The following is a 22,302-nucleotide window of genomic DNA, read 5'->3' as shown; positions in this document are numbered from 1 at the left end:
TCACTTAACACTTTAGTTTTCATGTCCGGCTCCTTTTGGTGCGAAAGCTTTCTTCAATGCTTCACCAATTACGTTAAAACTAAGTACCGTTAAAAGGATAAGGAATCCTGGGAAGAGCGTTAAATACCAAGCTTCACCAATATATCCTTGCGCATTGTTTAGCATGCTGCCCCAAGAAGAATCTGGTTCTCTAATACCTAAACCTAAGAAACTAAGTGATGATTCCATTAAAATCGATGTCGCAATCGTTAATGTCGCGGCGATAATAATGGTTGATAAAATGTTAGGAATGATATGTCTTACAATAATCATAAGTGATTTTTGTCCTGATACTTTTGCGTATAAAACGTACTCACGCTCTTTTACAGATAACGTTTCTGCCCTTACAATGCGCGCGGTGTCCATCCATGTTAGTAATCCGATAATAAGAACTAACGTCGTAATTCCTGGTTTTAAATACGCATTTAATAGTAGCATTAAAAAGAATGATGGAATTGACATCAGTACTTCAACAACTCGCATTAAAAAGTTGTCTAACTTTCCGCCAAAATATCCGCTAATTGTTCCAACTGCAGTACCGATTGTAATAGAAACAACCATCGCAAGGAAACCGACCGCAAGTGAAACTCGTCCGCCATATAACGCTCTCGTTAAGTAATCCCTTCCGTAATCATCCGTTCCGAAAGGATGACTCATACTTGGTTCTTGTAAGCGATCTGGAATCGACATTTTGCTAGGATCGTACGGCGATACGAATGCGAAAATTGATGCGACCGTTAAAACCGCAAGTATAATAACTCCCATTGCAACAAACTTATTTTTCGTAAAGCTATGTTTTATCGTTTGAAATCTCCTATTATTCATTCCAAATCACCCCCTCATTCGAATGCGCGGATCTACTACGCCATATAAAATATCAGCAATTAAGTTACCGAGAATTAACATGAATGATGATAGTAATGTAATTGCCATGATAATCGGATAATCAAATCTAAAAATAGCATTTACCCCCAGTGAACCAAGACCCGGCCATGAAAATACTGTTTCTGTAATAAACGCTCCGCCTACTAAACTTGGAATCGATAATCCGAAAATTGTAATGATCGGTATTAGTACATTTCGAAGTACGTGATTAAATAACACTGTTTTCTTTGAAGCGCCGTACGCATATTGAATTTGCACATATTCTTCTTCTAATTGCTGAATCGTACTTGAACGAATATATCTCATATAAACAGATACGTTTTGGAACGCTAGCACCATACAAGGTAAAATGCCGTGTTGCACAATATCCCAGACAGAATCTTTACCAACGGTGCGCATACCCATACTCGGAAGTAGGTTCAATTTTAAAGAGAATAAGTAGACTAATAGTAGTGCAAACCAGAAAACCGGCATAGAAATACCAACGTATGAAATAAAGTTTACAATGCGGTCAAAGAATGAATTCTTTTTCACACCTGTAAATAGTCCAAGCGGTATTGCGATTACGAATGAGACGAGTAAAGATGATCCCATTAACCCAATTGTTGCAGGTAATCTTTCTGTGATAAGTTCCAAAACAGGACGATGATTTTGAAGTGAGTAACCAAAGTTTCCTGTTAAAATATTTTTTAACCATAAAAAATACTGCACGTAAATTGGTTGATCTAGTCCTAAACTTTTGCGAATACGCTCCACATCAATTGGACTCATGTTTGGCGTTACAAAGTTTCGAACCGGATCCCCCGGTGCTAGTTTTATTAATAGAAAAGAAATAATAGAAATCACAAATAAAAGCGGAATTGCATTTAAAAGCCTCTTCGCAATTACTTTATACACAAACTTCCCCCCTCAAGCTAAAGAAGCTGATTTCCACCAGCTTCTTTATTGTTTCTTATTTCACTTCATAAATCTTAGATAGATCTTCAAACATTGTGACAGGAATTGCTTTTGCTTCTTTTAATCCATCAAACTTTTTATCTACTGCAATAACTGCTTTCGGATACGCGATTGGTAGATAAGGTACGTCTTCTCTAGCTGTCTCTTGAATTTTATGGTATAGCTCTGCACGTTTTGTTTTATCTGTTTCAACTGCAGCTTCTTCCCATAACTTATCGAAATCAGCGTTTTTATATCGTGCATAATTGTATTCAGCATTGCTTAAGAATAAGCTCTTATATGAATCTGGCTCAGGTCCCATTATGTAACCACCAAATGTAATGTCATATTCTTTATTCTCTTTATCTAAGCCTTTTTCACTTGCCGCACTAGCATCTAATGCATTTAGTTCAACTTCTAAGCCAACTTCTTTTAATTTTTGTTGTGTATATAACGCTAAGCTTTCCATAATTTTATTATTCGTTACATACATCACACGTACTTTTTCCTTATCTTTCACGCCAGCTTTTGCTAATAAATCTTTCGCTTCTTTTTTATCATACTTATAGTCTTTAATATCTTTCGCATAATACATAGCGTCTGGCGTTAAGATTGAATTTGCTGGTTCTGCAAATTCACCTGAAACGAATGCTGAGTTAATCATTTCTTTTTTATCTAACGCATGTGCAATTGCTTGGCGCACTTCTTTTTTCTTCATAAGATCAGTATTCATGTTATAAGATAAGTAGAATAATCTACCTTCAGGGAATGTCACCATTGAGAAGTTCCCAGTGCTATCTAATTTCTTAAAGTCTTGCGGCTCAATCATCTTCATGTTGATTTGACCATTTTGCAGTGAAACATTTGCTGTATTACGGTCTTTTACAACGCGGTATACGATAGAGTCTAACTTAGCTTTCCCACCTACATAATCATCAAATCGATCTAATGCAACATACTCATCTGATTTATACTCTTTAAACTTAAACGGCCCTGATCCTACAGGCTGTAAGTTTTTCTTACTCTTCGCTAAATCTGCTTCCCCTTCAAATACATGTTTCGGAATTGGGAAGAAATCATTCATCACACCTTCGAAAGATGCGCTTACTTGCGGTAAAACGAATTGAGTTGTTAACTCATCTACCTTTTTCACCTCAAGCGGCTTTCCTTTAAAAATAAAGTTTTCACGACTTGAGCTATTTTGCTTCTCATCTAAAATAGATTGGAATGTAAATGCTATATCGTCTGATGTAATCTTCTTACCGTCATGCCATTTCAAATTATCCTTTAACTTCAGTGTCCAAGTTAATTGATCTTCTGAAGGCGTAAAGCTCTCAGCAAGAACAAACTTTTTCTTACCGTTTTCCATATGATATAGCGGCGCATATAAAGCTTGCTGCACAGTTAATGACACACGATCATTCGCATAAAGCGGATTCATCGTATCTGGATTATCGCTAACACCAATCGTTAACGTTCCTCCATCTTTCGGAGTCCCTGATTTACTAGTGCTCGCTTGCTTCGAATCTTTTTCCCCTGAACAAGCAGCTAATGCAATAAATAATAGTAGGACAAATGGTAATACAAACAACTTCTTCTTCATATTTCGACCCCTCTCGACTATTTACACCTATAAGAAAACTCGGAATTAATACCGAGTTTTCTTATAGGTTTTAAATTACCACTACCCGTATGTATTGTCAAACTTTTTCGCAAAGGTAGAAAGTTTGTAATCTATTAATGCATTCTTGCGATAACCTTATATTTATGCGGAGGAGAAAATAAAAAGACCACGAATAAGTAACCTCATAAAATGAGTTAAAAAACTATCAACTTACAGAAAATCCCTCTAAAATGATTGTTTTATATGATCGAAAATGTAGAATGGGATTAAAGACAAAAAACACATTTAGGAGGTTATCATGACATTTGATGAATTGAAAAAAAATAAACCAACAACCTCATGGGTTGAGTATGATGAAGATGGGGAATTTTTTACTGAAGAAAATATAAGTGCAACAAATACAGTTCTTGACACTTACATTAACAACTTACAGCGATTAGGAGAGAATCCAACCGAAGTCGAAGTAATGCAAGTTGTTAAAGAGGTAGTTATTAAATTAAATGAATTAAATATCGAACATGAACATTTTATCGAAACAATGGAAAGAGAAGATCTCTATGAATTTATCGATACAGCAGCACGAATAGCTGGCTTAGAATCCGAGGAAGATATAACAGAAGAATGGCGTGAATGGTAAAAAGTTGCATCTCTAATAATTAGAGGTGCAACTTTTTCATATACCAATTGAATGAATGATTTGATGTCCGCGCAGAATTCATATATTTCAACATAATATTAAAAGGCTTCAATTATAAATACTAGCACACCCATCCTGACAAAAAGACCACCAAAAGGCAGTCTCAAAACTCAATCTTATTCCCTACCCCTTGCTCCAACGCTCTCTCATACAAATACTTCGCAACGATAATATCTACTACCGCCAAACCAACTGATTTGAAAATAGTAATCTCTTCATCATTTTCGCGCCCAGCTTTTTCTCCGCTTATAATTTGACCAAGTTCAGCGTGAATGGCGTTTGCTTTGAATAGACCTTCTTTTATCGGAACTTGAAGGTCTCCTGTTTCGTCTAGTGCTGCTTCTTTTGATTCGACTACTACTTTGTTTGCGCTTGTGATGGCGTGAGATGGTAGTTCTTGCATGCTCGGTCTGAATGAGCCGACGGCGTTTACGTGGACGCCTTTTTGTAGTGTTTCTGAGAAGACTGGTGTGGTTGCGTTCGTAGTTGTGACGATGATGTCTGCTTCACGTATTGCTTCATTTGGATCCCTGTAAACGTAAGCAGGTTTACCAAATTTCTCTTGTATATGTTGCGCAAATGCATACGCTTTTTCTTCTGTTCGATTGTATAAAATGACTTTTTCGATATCTCTAACTGCAAATATTGCTTCGGCAATTCCTTTCGCTTGTTCGCCCGTGCCGATAATGCATAAAGTTTTTGCGTTATGACGAGCTAAATATTTTGTCGCTACTCCTGATAAGGCGCCCGTTCGGATCATCGTTAAGTACGATCCTTCTAGAAGTGCGAGCGGTTCTCCCGTTTGAAAGTCTGATAGCATCACAATCCCATTGATTGTTTTCTTTCCTATCTGTTTATTTTGCGGGACTACCGTTACTATTTTTACTCCAAGTGCCTCAAGCCCTTCCGCTACTGAAGGCATAATTAATGCCGTATTTTGCTCATTCGCAAATGGTAATGAGCCTCTTATTGGTGTAATCGTTCTTTCTGCGGAAAATTCTTTTAAAGCAAGCGCCGCGTATTCAATAATTTCATTCATATTTACTAAGTTTCTTTGTTCGTTCGCGCTTATAACTAGCATATCTTTCCACCCCCTTCTTCTATCCTATCAAAAACCCTCGGTTCAAATCATCTCTCGGATCTACAACGAACTGATGAAACCCTGTAATAAATGCATGCCCCGTTACTTTCGGAACGACAGCTTCATATGTACCTACCGCTGTTACGGATAATACTTCTCCCTCGAATTTCCCATCAGTAATGCATTCGTGGACGAAGATTTCTCCCTTTTGTAAGGCATCTTTTTCAAAAAGAGTTGCGATTCTCGCTGAAGTTCCTGTACCGCAAGGAGAACGGTCTACTTGCCCATCAGCAAAAATCGTTACATTTCGTAGCGTAGCACCTTTGTCTTTCGGTTCATCTGAAAAGATAACGCCGTATATTCCTTTCAATCCTTCTTCAAGTGGATGTTTCACTTCCATTTTGCTCTCTATATAATGTTTAATTTTACCGCCCCACGTTTGAATAGCGGGCAAGTCTTTAAAATCAACTTTCAAACCAAATTCTTTACAGTCTACAACAGCGTAAAATGCTCCTCCAAACGCGATATCTACTTGAAATTCATAGTTATCTATTTTAATAGGAACGTCTTTTTTGTATACAAATGAAGGAACATTTTCAAATGATACAGATTCTACTTCACTCCCGTTATATTTTGCATACGCAATAACTTCTCCGGCTGGGCTATCAATAATGAACTTTTGTTTTTCACCCTTTATTTCAAACATGCCTGTTTCAATTCCAACTGTAATGACAGCAATAATGCCATGACCACACATCGTACTCCATCCTTCATTGTGCATAAATAAAACACCAAAATCAGCGTGGGCACTTGCTGGCGGTGTAATGATACAACCGTACATTCCGTGATGCCCTCTCGGTTCATACATCAGAATTTCACGAAGGTAATCCAAATGTTCCATACAGTATGCGCGTCTTTCCAGCTGCGTTTCCCCTTTTATTTCTGGCACTCCGCCCGTAATAATTCGAAGCGGCTCCCCAGCTACGTGTGCATCAATCGTTGTATATATTTTACTAACCTTCATTTCTATCTCTCCCCTATACGTTGATACTATTTCCAACGCAAGTATCATGCCAAATCGTATAGCATTACTTTTTTCAAATCCCCTCAGTAATGTGTATTCTTTTTTCAACAAATTCATATACAACTGTCTACTTTTTTATACACGGCTTGGATGTTACGTTATAAAACACCTCGATAACTTTGCAATTCCTCTCGTACACACATGTAGGATTCCTTTTACCATTATTATTTTCAATGTAAAGTTACTTCGCCCCCCAACATATACTGTTCAAAAGCAAAAAGGAAGTGATCCCATGTATTATGGAACAAAGGGCTGGTACGTAGCTGAACTAAAAAAATTAGGCGTACGCTATCATGAAGGACGAAAACTAGAAAGTTACCGCGGACACGTATTACGCAATTTACTCATCGCACAACAAGAAAAATTAAAAGAACAGTAATAGATTCTTCTATCACAATATCAACTTATCGCCGCCTACAAACTGCCAATCAATCACACATCAAACTACACTAAAAAGGTCACCCAAACGGGTGACCTTCCTTTCTTATTCACAAACAAGAATTTGTCTAGTAAATGACCCTTTTCTGGTAATACAGCGATCTGTAATTTCAAATCCTGCTTCATGGATCATGTCATCCATTGTTTCCATCGTGACAACGACTACTTTTTTCGCGATGCGGCGTGCACTTGAAAGAATGGAGAGCTGGTCTTCTGGTGTGGCATGCGTAAATAGGTCGTACGGCATATCGATAATGGCAACGTCGTAGTTCTCAGTAATTTCCTCGATTGGTCCTTTTGTTACTGTTCCTTCAAATCCGAAATGTGCGATGTTTTTTCTCGTTCCAAGAACTACAAGTGGATTTATATCTCTACCAACGATGTTAATCCCCATAGAAAGTGCTTCTACTACTACTGTTCCAATACCGCAGCACGGGTCAATTGCTCGTACTCCCTCTGGATTTGGTACAGCGATATTTGCAACTGATCTCGCAACACGTGTGCTAAGAGATGTCGAATAACTATGCGGTTTTTTTATGTGATGATACCAAACTGGTTCGCTTTCTACATAGTGCCCGAAGTACCAGCGTCCTCCAAGAGGAACAATCCCGAATACACGCTCTGGATTACGAACATCCGCTTCTCCTTCAATATGCATGCCAAGGTCTCGTTCAATAAGACGTCTTTCTCCATATTCAATTTTATTCTCCCCAACGAGGTCATTGATTTTAACGAAGATAACTTTAAATGTCGCTCCCGCCAAATCAATTTGTTCCACTTGTTTTAAAATGCTTTCTAAGTCGTCCCCTTCATACATAACCTCAACGCGCTCTTTCATAAACGCACTTCTACTCGGGTCAATCTTGACATCACTTTTTAAAATATTAACGTGGGACTCCATTCCAAAGAACGAGCGCATTTCCAAGTAACATAAAGCACGCTCCTCCTCACGAAATGCATACGTATATATACAGGCAGGTGTTTTACTATGATTATTCAATCTATTATCATCCTCTATCGTTTAAAATTGTTATGATTACAATTATTCAAATACTTTTCTTTTGTATATAAAATTAAATGATATCATATGCCGGAAATAAAGAGAAACTTTAATAAATAAAAGAGACTGCCAATGGCAATCTCTTATTATTTATTAACGGAAAGAAGACACGTTGTTACCCATTTCTTCATAGTAATCTAAAATGCCTTGATAAATTGCTTCCGCTGCACGTTGTCTCCATTCTTCAGTAGCTAGTTTTTCACCTTCACCTTTAGCATCGATGAAACCTAGTTCAGCTAAAATAGCAGGCATTGTATTGTATTTCACTACATAGAAGTTTTCTGTCTTTACACCTCTATCATTTGATTGAAGTGCTTGTACTAAACGTTTTTGTACTTTTTCTGCTAGTACACGGCTTTCTTCTGAGTTTGGATTTGTTGCTGATCTGTAGTAGAACGTTTCTGTTCCTTCTACTTGTTCATTAAACCCGTTTGCATGAATACTTACGAAAATATCACCTTTATTTTCTTGTGCAAATTCTACACGTTTTTTCAAAGATTCACCAGGAGTATTTCCCGGACGCGTATCATCATTACGTGTTAATAAAACAGTAAATGGTGTCTTTTGTTCAAATAGTTTTTGTACACGTAAAGATGTATCTAATACAATAGCACTTTCATCCATTTTCACACCAGAATGCCCTGGATCAACTCCACCATGACCTGGATCAATGATAATCGCTTTTCCTTCTAAGAAATTCCCTTGCTTCACTGGATTTAATTGATTTTTATTAACCCATTGGAAACCAGCGCCCATGCGGATACGAATCCAGCTGCCGTTCTCTTCAATAACAGTTACTTGCTGTGCGTTATGTGTTCCCATTACTTTTGACGAAGAAGAAGCTTCTGCATAAGTAGTGAATCCTTCATTAATAACTTCTGTTTTCTCTACTAAAGGTGTCCATTTATCACCGTTACTTGTTGCAATTTTGATCCATCCATCTCGTTCTTCTTTAATTTCAACCGTTTGTGGATTATGCTGATTCGCACTAATCCCAGAACTTAATGATGGTGCGTGATATGTAATGAATTTTCTATCTATGTACATTTTCTTTGTTTCTACTGGACGATCACTATTCTTACTAAATTTATCTGTTTGCGCAGTAAGCTGAGCTGCTTGTTCACGCGTAATAGAATCATTCGGTTTCCAGCCATTCTCTGTACCTAAAGAAAGTTTTAATTCTACTAAAATATTAACTTCTTCTTTACCCCAATGATTCTCTAAATCAGCGAATTTTGTAGGAACTGGTCCTGTTACTTTGCTTTTCAGATTATATGCTCTTACAAGCATAGCTGCCATTTCAGCACGAGTTACTTTTCCTTCAGGATCAAATACTCCTGGTTCTCGCCCTTTAATAATATTCTCTTTTTCCATAGCTGCAATAAATGAAGCTGCCCAATTATTTTTTGCATCATTATAAGACGGCTTTGCATTCGGATCTACTTTAGCACCAATTGCTGTTGCGATAATCTTTGCTGCCTGGGCACGTGTTAAATTTCCGTATGGCATAAAGTTACCATCTGGCATACCGTTAATTACATTTCTCTCTACTAAATAATAAATTGCGTCTTTCGACCACGCACTATCTGAAACATCAGGAAATTTCTTCGTTTCTGCTAAACTACTAATTGGATGTGCTAGTAAATTTGCTGCTAATAAACCTGCGGCTATTGCTTTGTACTTCATGAAAAATAAATCTCCTCTCAAAACTTCATATTCATACATTTTTTAAATCAAGCTAACTAAAAAATATTAACTATTAATTAATTCCTTTCATAGTGTATAACATTATATATCTATAGTAAATACGTTTCCGGCCGTATAACAAAAATCGCATATATATAACTTATAATGAATGTATATAAAATAAAACTTTAATCAGCCCACAAATAGCGGGATAAAAAAACGATTAGGACATGTCTCCTAATCGCTTCGCCAAATAAAAAGCTGATTAAAAATAATATTTTTAATCAGCTCTCTATTATCTATGAAATTATTCTTCAATTAAATTAGACATTACATATGCATACACTAATGCTTCTGTATGCGCAATAGAACTTTCATGTGTACGTTCAAATGCGTGAGAAGAATCAATACCCGCTCCAATTAACGCATGTTTCACATCAAATCCCGCGCGAATCGCAGCTGATGCATCAGATCCGTAGTACGGATAGATATCTACTTTATATTCAATATGATTCGTTTTCGCAAGCTCTACTAAATGTTTACGCAGTGCGTAATGATACGGGCCGCTAGAGTCTTTTGCACAAATAGATACTGTATATTCATCAGATGTTTGTCCATCACCTAACGCTCCCATATCAACTGCTAAGTATTCAACAGTTTCTTCTGGAATGTTAGAATTACCACCGTATCCAATCTCTTCATTATTAGAAATTAAGAAATGCGTCGTATATGGTAATGTTACGTTTTCATCTTGTAATCTTTTAATTAATTTTAATAAAATCGCAACACTTACTTTGTCATCTAAATGACGTGATTTTATGTATCCACTCTCTGTAATTTGAACGCGCGGATCAAATGAAACGAAGTCTCCTACTTCAATTCCTAATTCGCGTACTTCATCAGCTGAAAATACGCGCTCATCAATACGAACTTCAATATTTTTCTCATCGCGTTTTGCTTCACCTGCATCTTTATATACATGTACAGATGTTTGATGCATTAAAATCGTTCCTGTATATGTCTTGCCACTTGATGTTTCAATTTCGCAATATTCTCCTTCTACAGAGTTCCAGCGAAATCCACCAATCATAGAAAGACTCAGGCGACCATCAGGCTTAATTTCTTTCACCATCGCACCTAACGTATCAACGTGTGCCGTTAATAAGCGGTGCTGCGCATCATTCTTCCCTTTTACCGTTAAAATAAGAGCGCCTTTATTGTTACGCTTCGTTTCTACGTTCCACTCACTGACATAGTTTTCAATGAAATTAATAATTTTTGCTGTATTTCCAGATGGACTCGGAATAGAGACAAGCTCCTTAATCAGTTCCATCGTTTCTTTCGTATGATGTGCCATTGTCGTTTCCTCCTCATTTTCTCTACTATTCAGTATACAAAATTCGCCAGAAAACCTCTACTTATATAGCTTAATTTTCTAAATTGTAGTAAAATTCTTTTTAGTATACAAAAGGAGTCCTGAAATATGAATATATCAAAAAAATATATACACATTGCACTCATTTGGTTTTTAGCATCATTATTTTGTTTACAAATCTCTTATGCCATTCATACTACTACTTCTATTACAATCGGCTGGATATTAACAGCTATCTTCTTCATTATTAGCTTCATTGCAACAAGAAAGCATAGCGTTACTCAGTAACGCTATGCTTTTCCTATAAAACTATTCTTCTGAAACATCTAATAAATAAATACCTCTTTCAAATCCACCGCGTTCTATCTCTTTTTGCTTACGAAGGCGTTCCACATCTTCAATCGATGCACCTTCTGCACGTGCTAATGAAATGATAACCTCTAGCGCATCTGCAAGAGAATCTAGTGCATGTTCTCGTTCTTTCATAGAAGCAAATTCACGAATTTCTTCCGTTCCAATTTTCGCTAAAGCTTGTATGTATGCTTGACCTGTTAATTTTTGTGCTGTATATGTTTTTCCAGACATTAAAATCTTCTCTGGAACACGATCTCTTACTAACTTGTTATATGCTGACATCATTCATCCTCCTATATTTAATAACATCCGAGCTCTGCTTTATAGAAAAACCATTTTTTCTTCACGCACGCACTTAACATATCAATTCCTGATCCATGTGCTCTTACATGCGGAAAGAAATAGTGCTCTAAGTCTTCTTCCTTACCATATAGAGTTTGGTACTCATCTGGAATCGCTTCTTTTTTCACATCTTTTTCTTTCGTCACCCCGTCAGAAAATGCAACACTTGGATGTCCCTCAAAAAACAACGCAGTCCGAACTGCCAAAGATGGTGTACTATGCAAAGCAGAATATGTAAGCAAAATAATAGTGATAACACCGATCATTTTCTTCATGTATTACTCCTTAAAAAAAGTGCTAACACAATTATACTAAAATGTGTTAGCACTTTCTCCCCTTTATCCCGAATTAACGAGCTAATAATCAGTGAGGAATGGACAAACTTTATTCCCCTTTAAATGCTGGTAAACGTTTCTCTAAAAACGCAGCAATTCCTTCCTTATGATCCGCTGTTTGTCTCATTGCATATTGACCACGCTTCTCTAATTGCAATGTTTGCTCTAAATTAGAGCGATTTACTTCACATAAAATTTGCTTCGTTTGAATCATTGCTTTAATCGGTTTTTGTGACCATTCATTAATTTTTTGCTTCACAGCCGTTTGGAAATCTTCGCCGATTACTTCATCAATTAAGCCGATATTAAGCGCTTCGCTCGCCGATAATTTCTTGCCTTCCCAAATAATTTGCTTCGTCATATTTTCACCGACGCGCTTTTGAAGGAAGAAATGACCGCCTCCATCTGGAATTAAAGCGATTCCAATAAAGTTCATTGCAATAACAGATGATATATCCGCCATTACATAATCAGCTGTTAACGCAATACTTAATCCAAGACCTGCAGTTGGTCCATGAATTGCACTAATAACAAGCTTCGGCATCGTATATAATGTCACGACAACTTCAGAAATAGTATTCATAATGCCATCAAACTTACTTTCATCATTACTTGAAAGCATCGATTTAATATCCCCACCCGCAGAAAAACCACGGCCGTTCCCGCATAACACAACGATATGCGCAGAACTTTCCGCTACTTCTTTCAACTTTTGTAATAACTCTTTTAATGTCGGCTCATCTAACGCATTTAACACCTCTGGGCGATTGACCATAACCGTTGCAACGTGGCCTTCATATTTCACAACGACAGATTCTGTTTTACTTGTTATTTCCATTATATACCCCTCTTTTCTCCATAAAGATTATACTTATATAATTATAGAAAACCATTGAAAACTCCTTCTTTTTTCTCAATTTTCTGTCTAATAATCTCGCAATTTGTACATATACCGTATAAAACATACAATTCCGTTGAAAAATATAGAAATTAAAGTCGGTTTATCCATGCTTTTCATCTATTTACCATTACAATGAAATGGTGTATTCTTAAGTTTGATAAAGTGAGACTTTAATCAGTGGGGGGTGTTCATCCCCCACTGATTATTAGTCCTCACCAATCGGGCTTTTACGGGCAGTTGATCCCCACCTAACTTCTTTGCTTCCGCTGTATTGTATTTTGAGGCGGGGTCTTACTGCCCGTTAATGCGGGATAAAAAAACAAATATTGAAATTCATTCGCCTTACTATGTAAAAAAGGCTTTATACCCATCTTTTGGGTGTTGTAATAAAGGAATGAAGAACTGGAGGAACATATGGTTAATAAGTTGAAACAAACGGATAACTACTTCCCACATTTCCTATTGCTATTCATTGTGTTTCAACCAATTTTAGATTTATTAACATCTTTTTCAATCTATATACTACACATGAGCGCAACAGTTGGAGTTGTAGTCCGTTTCGCCTTTATGCTTCTTGCATTAGGATACCTACTTCTTCATCACAAACAACAAGATGCGAAAAAGTACATCCTCTATTTATGTTTACTCGGAATCGCACTCGCAATCGGTCTTGTAAATAATATGATGGTTAAATCTCCAGTTTCATTTGGAGAAGAAGTTAAATTCATCTTAAAGAGCGTATATCCAATTGTGCTACTGTTTGGATATATTATCGCCTTTAAAGAGCTAAAAAATAAAGAGTATGTATTTCATAAAATCATTACATATTTCTTATATGCAACTTTAATTTTAAGCATCACAATGATTGTCGCAATGCAAACTGGAACGGATTTCCCAAGCTATCCTCACTCAAAAATTGGTTCAAGAGGTTGGTTCTTCGCTGGAAATGATTTAAGTTCTCTTTTCGCCATTATGTTCCCAATCATTGTCTTATATTCGATTCATAAAACAACTTCTTTCTCGAAAATATATTACTGGATTCCAACAATACTTGCGATGTATGCAAGTATTATGGTCGGAACGAAAGTCGGATATGGCGCAATTGTTATTACATTAGGCGTAGCACTTTTCTTCTCATTCATTGAATATATGATAAATCGTAAAAAAGAAGGAAAAGGATTCACACATATTGTAAATACCGTTGTTGCCGCAGTTATACTAGGAGGTTTAATTGCTCTTACACCGCATACTCCTATCGCAAAAAATATGGGCATTCATATGCAAATATACGAATACAAAAAATCAGTACAAGAAGAGAAAGATCGAAAAGAAGGAAAAGTAATTAAAGAAGATCCAGAAGATGCAAAAAAACATGCAAAAGGTGAACTTACAGATTCTGAAGTAAAAAGTTTAATTTACAGCGATCGCGACAAATTCTTAAAAACATACAAACAGTACTATAAAGACGCACCGCTTTCACAAAAACTATTCGGAATGGGTTACGCTGGTAACTACACAGATAAAATTAAATTAATTGAAATGGACTTCCATGACCTATTTTTCGCCTTTGGAATTGTCGGTTTCCTTATTTACTTAATACCACTTCTATACTTTGGTATTAAATTATTCATCCGCATGATCACAAACTTTAAGAAAATCATGACCGTAAAGTATATGCTATTAGCGAGCACACTCATTCTATCACTTGGCATTGGCTTTATGTCTGGCCACGTATTAACAGCGCCAGCCGTTAGTATTTTCTTCATTGTTATTCTCGCTTATATCATTGTTGATTTTGAAATTGAATAGAAAGAAGGTGCTACGAAATATTAGTAGCACCTTCTTTTTTATTTAATTAATGTTTTACATATTCTAAACTTTCTTTTGCGATATACGCTTCTGTTACAGTAGGGTTATCTGAAATAACTTTAACCCACGCTTTTCCATTTATTATTTCTTCACCAGTAACTGTAACAACTGCATTTGTATTTAAACGATACAGTCGCTCATTTGATATACTAGGATTCTTTTTCACTTCCACGTTATTCATCACACGTGCAAGTTTGTACTTGTTGTATTCTTTTTTACCTAAATAAGAATCAAAACGGTTCATATGCCCCGCTACTTTTTTACCCCAGTTCGCATCAGATGCATATTTCGCATTTAAACCAGCAGCTTTATCACCTGTATATGTTGCTGTATAACGCCAATGTCCTGGATTTAAATATCCTTCATTCATGTATAATTTTGCTGCATGTTCAATACAATCTTCTTTTGAATTGAATGCTTCTCCGTTACCATATGGACTATCGTCTGTTGCTTTTAAACCAAATAAATTATTTTTGTCTTTTGCAAGAGCGCTTGTTCCATAATAACTTTCATGAATTGCTAATGAATATAAGAATAATGCATTTACATTATACTTGCTTTCTACTTCTTTAAATTTCTTTCCTAAACCAATTAATGGAGAGTCTGGCTTAATCGATTTCACATAACTATCTAGTTGTTCAGCTGTATAATCTGTTTTCGAACGTAATGATAAATAATTGAAATATTGATAGAAAGTTTCGTCTCCAAATGTCTTTCCATCTACACTATACATTTGCTGTCCTTGCTTCATGAAAGAAGGTGCCACACCATATCTAAATTCTGTATATCCAGGTGAACTTGTATTATATGTATAATATTTATGGTATAAATATCCATCTGATTTCACATAATAAGACGACTGTTTCATTTCATTTGTAGGAATTAAAGTGATTTCATTCTTCTTCACATAACCTGTCAAACCAGAAAGTTGAACTTTCACACGATCTTCGCCAACTTCTAACACTTTCAATTCTGTTCCATACTGAATATACGTATATACTGTTGATAAATTCTCATCATAAATATTAATGATGTTTTGCCCAGTTATTCTTTTCGCACTTGCAAAACCATCTTTAATCCATAAAAATTCGTTCTCGTATTTTACCGCATTCATACCTTTATTTTGAGCAGCCGTAACCGCTTCTTTATACGTATTATAGCGCTCTACTTCTTGCTCTGTTCCATTTTCTCTTACATTTGTCACAACATATTTCTTAGTTTCTACAGGATTGCTATTTCCGTTTTTTTCAATCGTCTGAAGCATGCGATCCAACATAGCTGAAGCCATCCCTCTTGTAGCTGATAAATGTGGTCTAAATGTATTATCTTCTGGATACCCTTTAATAATTTGAGTAGCCACCATAACTTGCACATGCTCTTTATAGTTAATACTATCTTTATCAGTAAAGGTAAGCGGACTTACAGCTACTTTAATATTTTTATAGTCTAACGCTCGCTTTACCATTATCGACATTTCTTCACGTGTAATCACATCATTTGGTGAGAATGTCTCGTTCGTACGACCATTAATAATTTTCGCTCCATATGCTCTACTTACACCATCATATAAACCGTAAGTCTTCGGCACATCCTCGAAATTCGAATCAGCTTTCGGTAAATTTAAAGCCCTTGCTATGAATGTAGCAAACTCTGCTCTTGTTACTAATTTATCAGGCGCATATACATTGTCTCCATACCCCATTAAAACTCCTTTAGTAATAAGTGAGCGCATATGCGTCTCAAACATATGTCCTGTAATATCATCATTTGCCGCATAACTTGAAATAGGAGTTAAAAGTAATGATCCCGTTAATGCCACTGCTGTTATACCTTTTGAAAAAGTCTTCAAGGTTATCCTCCTCGTAATCTACGAATTTATTATCACAAATTTGATTATATAATACTCACAATCATTTTAGCATAATAAATAGGAATTAAAATAAAACGTTTTTTAATTAGAATTTTCATTACATTCAAAACAAAATAAAAGACACTTTACTTTTTTAATAAAGTGCCTTTTTCCATATGATCAATGAGTTTCTTTGTTGCCTGTTTGCCTTGCAACCGAAGCTCATCTATTGTCAATTGTAACTCTTGCTGCACAGTTCCTTGTTGCATTAATTGCTTTTTCGCAATTTCATATAAATATTCAGCACTCCATTCGCCATCCACACTTCCTATAACTGGCTGATTCACTTGACTTAAAAACGAATCAATTTTCGGATCGTATGAAATCCCGACCATTGGAGTTTTGGCTACAGCAGAAAAAACTAGTGCATGAAGACGCATACCAATTAGTAATGAACATCGTGATAAAATGAATATTTTCTCGTCGATATCCATTTTATATGGAAGCATATACGTCTCTTCTCCCATTAAGTCTACTACTTCACGCGAAGCTTTTTGATCAAATGGCTCATGCATTGGAACAAATAGAATTTGGTATCCTTCTTGCTTTAATTTTTTTAATGCCGCAGCTAATTTTTTTATATAATCTTCTTTTGCATTCCAATAACGCACACTAACCGCGATTACTTTTCCATGTATCGAATGCTTTTGCAACCAATCCGATTGTTTTGTCCGTTTCCATGTTAAAACAGGGTCTGGAACAATTTCAATATCGTTTTTTATGCCAAGTCCTTTTAAATATAAAAACGAATCCTCATCTCGAACTGATACATAGGAAGCTTTTGACAAGTTCCATTTTACTAATAGACGATTATATCCTTTTGTAATTGGACCTATTCCTTGTGAATAAATATAATACGGCTTTTTTAATAATCGAGCGAGTCCCATAATACCCGTATAATATAGAATACTCTTCGTACTTGTCTGATCTTGAAGAAGGCTCCCGCCACCACTAATAACTCCATCACTGTTTTTGATCGCATGATAAACAGCTTTTATATCCCAGCGATCTACCGATTCTACACCATACATTTCCTTTGTATATTTAGAATCATTTGATAGTACTACTAGTTCTATATCCGGGTTCTCTTTACTTAACGATTCAATAATTGATTGTAGAATCGCCTCGTCTCCAACATTATAAAAACCATAATATCCTGATAAGACTAAACGCACCCTAAATCTCCTCCAAAACTAGGTAACCGTTTATTTCATCTAACATAAACTGGTACCCATTCCTTACCTAAACACTTAATACCCTACATAGTTTCCTCTTTATCAGCTCATATGAATTTTAATAAAAAATTAAATTTTTATATTTATCTTTTCAAAAATGGTATTTTTTTTATTGATATCCATTTTAATTTCAAAGCACATACACCATACAAAATGGTTGTAATACTTAATGCTATACCACTGAATAATAACGTCATAATTCTTGAAGATGTAACATCTATCACATTAAATAGTTCATACAATCCTAGTCCTAAAATAGATGCTATTGCTAGCACACCAAAAAAGCTTTTTAAATGAATAGAATAGGCAATATAGCTTCGAATATACAAATGATTTACAATACAAATCAATACGTAAGTAATGAATGTACTATACGCCGCTCCATCTATGCCAAACTTCTGCACGAACATTATGTTTAACACGACTTTCACACAACTCGCACCAATAACAATCCATGCAGCTTGTGCAGAACGATTAATGCCCTGTAAAACACCTATTGATAATACCATAACCGCAGTAAAATACGAACTGCCAATCATAACTGTTAACATACTACTGCCTTTTACGTCTGTGAACAATCCGACATTTAACGGTACTGTTAATGCCATCAACCATATTGTTAACGGTGCTGTCAAAACATGCGCTAGTCGATTTGTATTTTGAATTGTTATTTTCGCCAAATTTATATCTCTTTTGGCCAATGCGGAAGTTAAGAGTGGTATTAACGGAAATACAATTGCACTTGCAAAAATAACAATTATTTGCGTGAATGCAAAACCGCGACTGTATATTCCAAATTGTTCTTGAATTTCTGTTGATGATCCTTGTAATACATGCGGTATTGTAAGCGAGTCTACTAAATTTAAAAGTGGCATTGATAAAGCTCCGATAGCGATTGGGATCGATACCCTCAATATCTTTTTGCCGTTTTCTCTTAAATCTCGGAGTGAATAGGAATTGCTTTTATTGTAGTATGGACTTCTATTATATTTTATACGCAAATATATAAGCGAACTAATGACTCCAAGAAAAGAGCCAACCATCGCACCACTAGTAATAACAGTATTACTCTTATCCCATGATACTAGTATGTAAGCAATTATTAACATAAAAAACACACGTACAAATTGCTCAATGACCTGTGATACCCCTGTTGGTTTCATATCACCGAAACCTTGAAAATACCCTCTATAAACTGCCATGTATGGCGCAATGAGTAATGCTAATGAAGTAATAAGCAACGGCATTCTAGTTTCTTGTCCACCAAGCATATTTGCAATTTCAATAGAAAATAATACAATGACTAAACAGCCGAAAACGCCAAATGCTATCCCAATAATTGACGCTGATTTAAATAATTTCGCAATTTCCTTTTGCTTATTTTTTTCGTTCAACTCTGCAATTAGTTTCGAAATTGCAAGTGGAACTCCGGCTACCGATAATGTAAGAGCAATCATATATACAGGAAAAACAAGACGGAAAATACCGAGCACTTCATCTCCTGCAATATTTTGTAATGGAATTTGAAAAAAACTACCAAGCAATTTTGACAAAAAAGTTGTAATGGTTAAAATTGCTGCTCCTTTTACAAATGTTTTATTCATATTTTTTCTCTTTTCTTTTATACATATACTCTCAAACATATTGTTTTAAACGATAGGGATTCACTTTATCCCATTGGTTATCATAACAAATTTATTATAGGTTGAATACTTGGTTTTTTTTACAAAATAGAAAAGAGAACCAATTTACGCCTATCTCTTCACATTCTAATTTCTAATTCCTTCCATTATATGTACACATTATAACTGTTTTCGTTACTCAAAAAGAGCTCTTCTCTATCACTGCGGTACATATTACTAAAAATATTATAAGAATATCCCACAACTCTACATTATAATGTATGTAAGATTGTGAGATATTCTAATTACCATCTAAGCACTTAAGATTTTCAATTGTTCTTTCTGTTCATCGCTTGCCATTACTATGATTGTTTTTTCAATACTCGGATGTACTTGCTCAAGCTTTACACTTGCTCCTACTTTATTTGATTGCTCAACAAAATTTAATAATGCCATAGCTCCTGATACATCCATATAACGCACATCTTTCATACGTAAAACAACCGGTGACTTCACATCTTGTAAAGTAGAGAAAATACGATCTACTGATAAGAAAGAGAGCGGTCCTTGAATCGTATACGTTTCTTCTCTTTCTTTTACGATAGAAGTTTTACGTTCTTTACATTTCACCATATATATGATGAACGAAAGAATAATACCAAATGCAACAGCAATCATTAAATCGAACTTCACCGTCACAATCATCGTTACGAGCATAACAACGACATCACCTTTAGGAGCGACATGCATCTTTTTCATGCTTTCCCAGTCGAACATTCCAATACCAGTTAAAATTAAAATACCTGATAGTACAGCAAGTGGAATATATTGTACGACCGAACCAAGACCCATAATAAAAATGAATAAGATAACACTATGCATACATGCCGAAAGTGCCGTTTTACCGCCACTTCTTATATTCACGATAGACCTTACAGTCGCACCTGCACCTGCTAATCCGCCAAACAATCCGCTCATCATATTACCGATACCTTGTCCAACGAGCTCTTTATTACTTTTATGACGTGTACCTGTCACATTATCCATTACGACCGATGTTAACAACGAGTCAATCGATCCTAATAAAGCAATACTAAGCGCTGGTAAAATAAGTGCTGCTATTCCTGTTCCACTTAAAGATGGAATATGAAGCGTAGGCATCGCTTCTGGAATGGTTCCAATCTTTTCAATTACTTTGTTTAATGAAAGATTTCCGATAATCGGTAAATTTACTGTAAGTCCTTCGAGTAGGGAAGAAAATAAAGGTAGCAAAGCTGTCACACCGACTAGTGCTACTAAACTAGACGGAATCGCCTTAATCCATTTACCAGAAACAATCATTACAATAATCGTTAACACAACAAGTAGAAAACTATTTTGTACGTGCTTTATTTCGCCTAAAATAATGATTAATGCAATACCATTCATAAATCCTGAAACGACAGGATACGGAATATATCGAACGTAAGAACCGAGCTTACATACACCGAATAAAATTTGAAATAACCCTGCCATCATAAAGGCAATAAAACTTGCCTCTAACCCGTGCGTCGCAATAACTCCTGTTGCGATAACGGTAATTGGTCCAGTTGGCCCCGTTACTTGCCCAGGTGTCCCGCCAAATAACGCTGCGAATAAACCTGCAAAAATCGCACCATACAATCCAACAAGCGCTCCCTCAGACGTTCCTGTCGCGGCAATACCAAATGCAATCGCAAGTGGTAACGCAACAATCGCAACAGTAAATCCTGCTAAACATTCCTTTGCTATTTTTTGAAACATAAAAAAACCACCTTTGTATAAAGTCCATGTTCCATTGTACACCTAAAAAGATCCATTCGTTAGCTCACTTTTTACATTCTCGTGACGTAAACGTATTCAATGAAAAGTTTCCCCCTTATCTTTGGAAACAATTGCAACTATGCTATAATGAACAAATTAAATCTTTTACTATATACTTGGAGGCACTATGCTAACTTTTGAAGAAAAATTATCGATTATTGAATCTTTCCCAGAACTAGAAAGAAAGAACGTATCATTAAAACGTGTAAACTTCCACTTTGAAGAAAGTCGTTTAGATAAAAAGAACGTTGTATTTCATTTACACCCAAATGGAAATGGATTTGTGTATGCAAGCGGTATTAAAGGTTACAAAACGGATGATAAAGGTATGGTTAACATCCGTGAGTTTTCAGCAGAAGAATTACGTTCAGTAATTGAGAAATCAATTGACCTTCTATCACAAGAAGAAGTAGTAGCACCTGTAGAACCTGCGAAAGAAGAAGAATGGCAGAACGAAGATGGTCATATTCTTACTCTTATTTCAGAGGATGACATGTGGAACGTGTACGCTGGTGTAAACTTAGACGGTACATTCAACTCTTATCCAGAAGCTGCGGAATACCTTGATGAAGAAGGGTTTTCACGTAAATAAAAATAGAAACCTATTTCATTCAACGACTTTTATAGTAATCGAAAAAGACACTTAAGGTGTCTTTTTTTGTTATATAAACTCCTTTCTCACACTATCTCTATTAATTTTCATAAAATGATTCAGAGGAGGTTTATATGAATACAACTGCTAAATTAATAAATTGGAAAGAACATGGCGATATGATTATTCTAGAATGTGAATTAAATCGAAAACGCTTCGAGATATCAACATATAAACAACGAATATATAATGCACACCTTTTATCAGCTGACGTTTATATTCGTTTAGATTCATCTGATAATATAATTGGAATAAATATCTATAAAAAGTAAGAAAAGCCCCTTATTCCGTAAGCGGGCTTTATCTTTATTACAAAATGTTAGAGTATACTCTCTT

The 22,302-nt window shown here is 35.7% G+C and carries 21 protein-coding genes; 6 read left to right on the top strand and 15 right to left on the bottom strand.

Translation table 11 applies throughout. The features are described from left to right. Window positions 1-12 precede the first annotated feature (12 nt). Genes MRP26_RS09240 through MRP26_RS09230 form a run of 3 tightly spaced genes read right to left on the bottom strand, consistent with a single transcriptional unit; the run spans window position 13 to window position 3,463 of the window. Window positions 13-864, bottom strand: a complete 852-nt coding sequence (locus MRP26_RS09240) for an ABC transporter permease (protein WP_001065285.1) — start codon at window positions 862-864, stop codon at window positions 13-15. Between the two features lie 6 nt (window positions 865-870). Next, window positions 871-1,821 (bottom strand): ABC transporter permease, encoded by a 951-nt coding sequence (locus tag MRP26_RS09235; protein WP_000278778.1) that lies wholly within the window; start codon window positions 1,819-1,821, stop codon window positions 871-873. A 55-nt stretch (window positions 1,822-1,876) separates the two neighbouring features. Next, entirely contained in the window at window positions 1,877-3,463 is a 1,587-nt protein-coding gene (locus MRP26_RS09230) for an ABC transporter substrate-binding protein (RefSeq protein ID WP_197241399.1), read from the bottom strand. A 319-nt stretch (window positions 3,464-3,782) separates the two neighbouring features. Between MRP26_RS09230 and MRP26_RS09225 the strand changes: the two genes are divergently transcribed. Beyond that, window positions 3,783-4,121: a hypothetical protein gene (locus tag MRP26_RS09225; protein WP_000141783.1), complete on the top strand. Its 339-nt coding sequence runs from the start codon at window positions 3,783-3,785 to the stop codon at window positions 4,119-4,121. Window positions 4,122-4,284: 163 nt separating this feature from the next. Here MRP26_RS09225 and MRP26_RS09220 read toward each other — a convergent pair whose 3' ends face one another. Both MRP26_RS09220 and MRP26_RS09215 read right to left on the bottom strand, forming a co-directional pair. Further along, complete coding sequence (locus MRP26_RS09220) at window positions 4,285-5,262, bottom strand: ornithine cyclodeaminase family protein (RefSeq protein ID WP_197241400.1); 978 nt, start codon at window positions 5,260-5,262, stop codon at window positions 4,285-4,287. A gap of 19 nt (window positions 5,263-5,281) precedes the next feature. Next, window positions 5,282-6,286, bottom strand: coding sequence for a proline racemase family protein (locus MRP26_RS09215; protein WP_197241401.1), 1,005 nt, complete (start codon window positions 6,284-6,286; stop codon window positions 5,282-5,284). Between the two features lie 208 nt (window positions 6,287-6,494). Here MRP26_RS09215 and MRP26_RS09210 point away from each other — a divergent pair, with 208 nt between their 5' ends. Beyond that, window positions 6,495-6,725, top strand: a complete 231-nt coding sequence (locus MRP26_RS09210) for a YflJ family protein (RefSeq protein WP_130055420.1) — start codon at window positions 6,495-6,497, stop codon at window positions 6,723-6,725. A gap of 105 nt (window positions 6,726-6,830) precedes the next feature. On the opposite strand, the gene MRP26_RS09205 is transcribed toward MRP26_RS09210, so the two are convergent. The 3 genes from MRP26_RS09205 to MRP26_RS09195 all read right to left on the bottom strand — a co-directional run bounded on the left by MRP26_RS09205 (window position 6,831) and on the right by MRP26_RS09195 (window position 10,887). After that, on the bottom strand, window positions 6,831-7,784 hold the full coding sequence (locus MRP26_RS09205) for a TRM11 family SAM-dependent methyltransferase (RefSeq protein ID WP_001059321.1): 954 nt from the start codon (window positions 7,782-7,784) through the stop codon (window positions 6,831-6,833). A gap of 153 nt (window positions 7,785-7,937) precedes the next feature. Next, the gene (locus MRP26_RS09200; protein WP_016513661.1) at window positions 7,938-9,530 is read right to left on the bottom strand and encodes an N-acetylmuramoyl-L-alanine amidase; all 1,593 of its coding nucleotides are present in this window, start codon (window positions 9,528-9,530) and stop codon (window positions 7,938-7,940) included. A gap of 307 nt (window positions 9,531-9,837) precedes the next feature. Then, a complete protein-coding gene (locus MRP26_RS09195) occupies window positions 9,838-10,887 on the bottom strand; it encodes a M42 family metallopeptidase (RefSeq protein WP_000930086.1) in 1,050 nt (349 codons plus the stop codon). Window positions 10,888-11,013: 126 nt separating this feature from the next. Between MRP26_RS09195 and MRP26_RS09190 the strand changes: the two genes are divergently transcribed. Next, window positions 11,014-11,193, top strand: a complete 180-nt coding sequence (locus tag MRP26_RS09190) for a hypothetical protein (protein WP_001027085.1) — start codon at window positions 11,014-11,016, stop codon at window positions 11,191-11,193. Between the two features lie 21 nt (window positions 11,194-11,214). On the opposite strand, the gene MRP26_RS09185 is transcribed toward MRP26_RS09190, so the two are convergent. The 3 genes from MRP26_RS09185 to MRP26_RS09175 form a co-directional block, all read right to left on the bottom strand. Next, complete coding sequence (locus tag MRP26_RS09185) at window positions 11,215-11,541, bottom strand: nucleoside triphosphate pyrophosphohydrolase (RefSeq protein ID WP_001277350.1); 327 nt, start codon at window positions 11,539-11,541, stop codon at window positions 11,215-11,217. A 17-nt stretch (window positions 11,542-11,558) separates the two neighbouring features. After that, complete coding sequence (locus tag MRP26_RS09180) at window positions 11,559-11,876, bottom strand: hypothetical protein (protein ID WP_153600086.1); 318 nt, start codon at window positions 11,874-11,876, stop codon at window positions 11,559-11,561. Between the two features lie 109 nt (window positions 11,877-11,985). Beyond that, window positions 11,986-12,774, bottom strand: coding sequence for an enoyl-CoA hydratase (locus MRP26_RS09175; protein ID WP_197241402.1), 789 nt, complete (start codon window positions 12,772-12,774; stop codon window positions 11,986-11,988). Window positions 12,775-13,251: 477 nt separating this feature from the next. On the opposite strand from MRP26_RS09175, the gene MRP26_RS09170 reads away from it, so the two are divergent. After that, entirely contained in the window at window positions 13,252-14,646 is a 1,395-nt protein-coding gene (locus tag MRP26_RS09170; protein ID WP_197241403.1) for an O-antigen ligase family protein, read from the top strand. Window positions 14,647-14,692: 46 nt separating this feature from the next. Here the strand turns inward: MRP26_RS09170 and MRP26_RS09165 are convergent, their stop codons facing one another. From MRP26_RS09165 to MRP26_RS09150, 4 genes are all read right to left on the bottom strand, one after another. Next, window positions 14,693-16,555: an S-layer homology domain-containing protein gene (locus MRP26_RS09165; RefSeq protein ID WP_000847495.1), complete on the bottom strand. Its 1,863-nt coding sequence runs from the start codon at window positions 16,553-16,555 to the stop codon at window positions 14,693-14,695. 146 nt (window positions 16,556-16,701) lie between these two features. Further along, entirely contained in the window at window positions 16,702-17,790 is a 1,089-nt protein-coding gene (gene csaB, locus MRP26_RS09160; protein WP_098680064.1) for a polysaccharide pyruvyl transferase CsaB, read from the bottom strand. Window positions 17,791-17,933: 143 nt separating this feature from the next. After that, window positions 17,934-19,454, bottom strand: coding sequence for a putative polysaccharide biosynthesis protein (locus MRP26_RS09155; RefSeq protein ID WP_064532641.1), 1,521 nt, complete (start codon window positions 19,452-19,454; stop codon window positions 17,934-17,936). A 330-nt stretch (window positions 19,455-19,784) separates the two neighbouring features. Beyond that, on the bottom strand, window positions 19,785-21,254 hold the full coding sequence (locus MRP26_RS09150; RefSeq protein ID WP_064532639.1) for a SulP family inorganic anion transporter: 1,470 nt from the start codon (window positions 21,252-21,254) through the stop codon (window positions 19,785-19,787). A gap of 187 nt (window positions 21,255-21,441) precedes the next feature. Between MRP26_RS09150 and MRP26_RS09145 the strand changes: the two genes are divergently transcribed. Both MRP26_RS09145 and MRP26_RS09140 read left to right on the top strand, forming a co-directional pair. Continuing rightward, window positions 21,442-21,906, top strand: coding sequence for a hypothetical protein (locus MRP26_RS09145; protein WP_000954998.1), 465 nt, complete (start codon window positions 21,442-21,444; stop codon window positions 21,904-21,906). A 134-nt stretch (window positions 21,907-22,040) separates the two neighbouring features. Next, on the top strand, window positions 22,041-22,238 hold the full coding sequence (locus MRP26_RS09140) for a hypothetical protein (RefSeq protein WP_197241405.1): 198 nt from the start codon (window positions 22,041-22,043) through the stop codon (window positions 22,236-22,238). Window positions 22,239-22,302: the final 64 nt, after the last annotated feature.

This window comes from Bacillus sp. CCB-MMP212 (assembly GCF_022748145.1).
GTDB lineage: Bacteria > Bacillota > Bacilli > Bacillales > Bacillaceae_G > Bacillus_A > Bacillus_A cereus.
The sequence above is the reverse complement of the archived record's forward strand: the minus strand, read 5'-3'. Positions and strand labels throughout refer to the sequence as shown.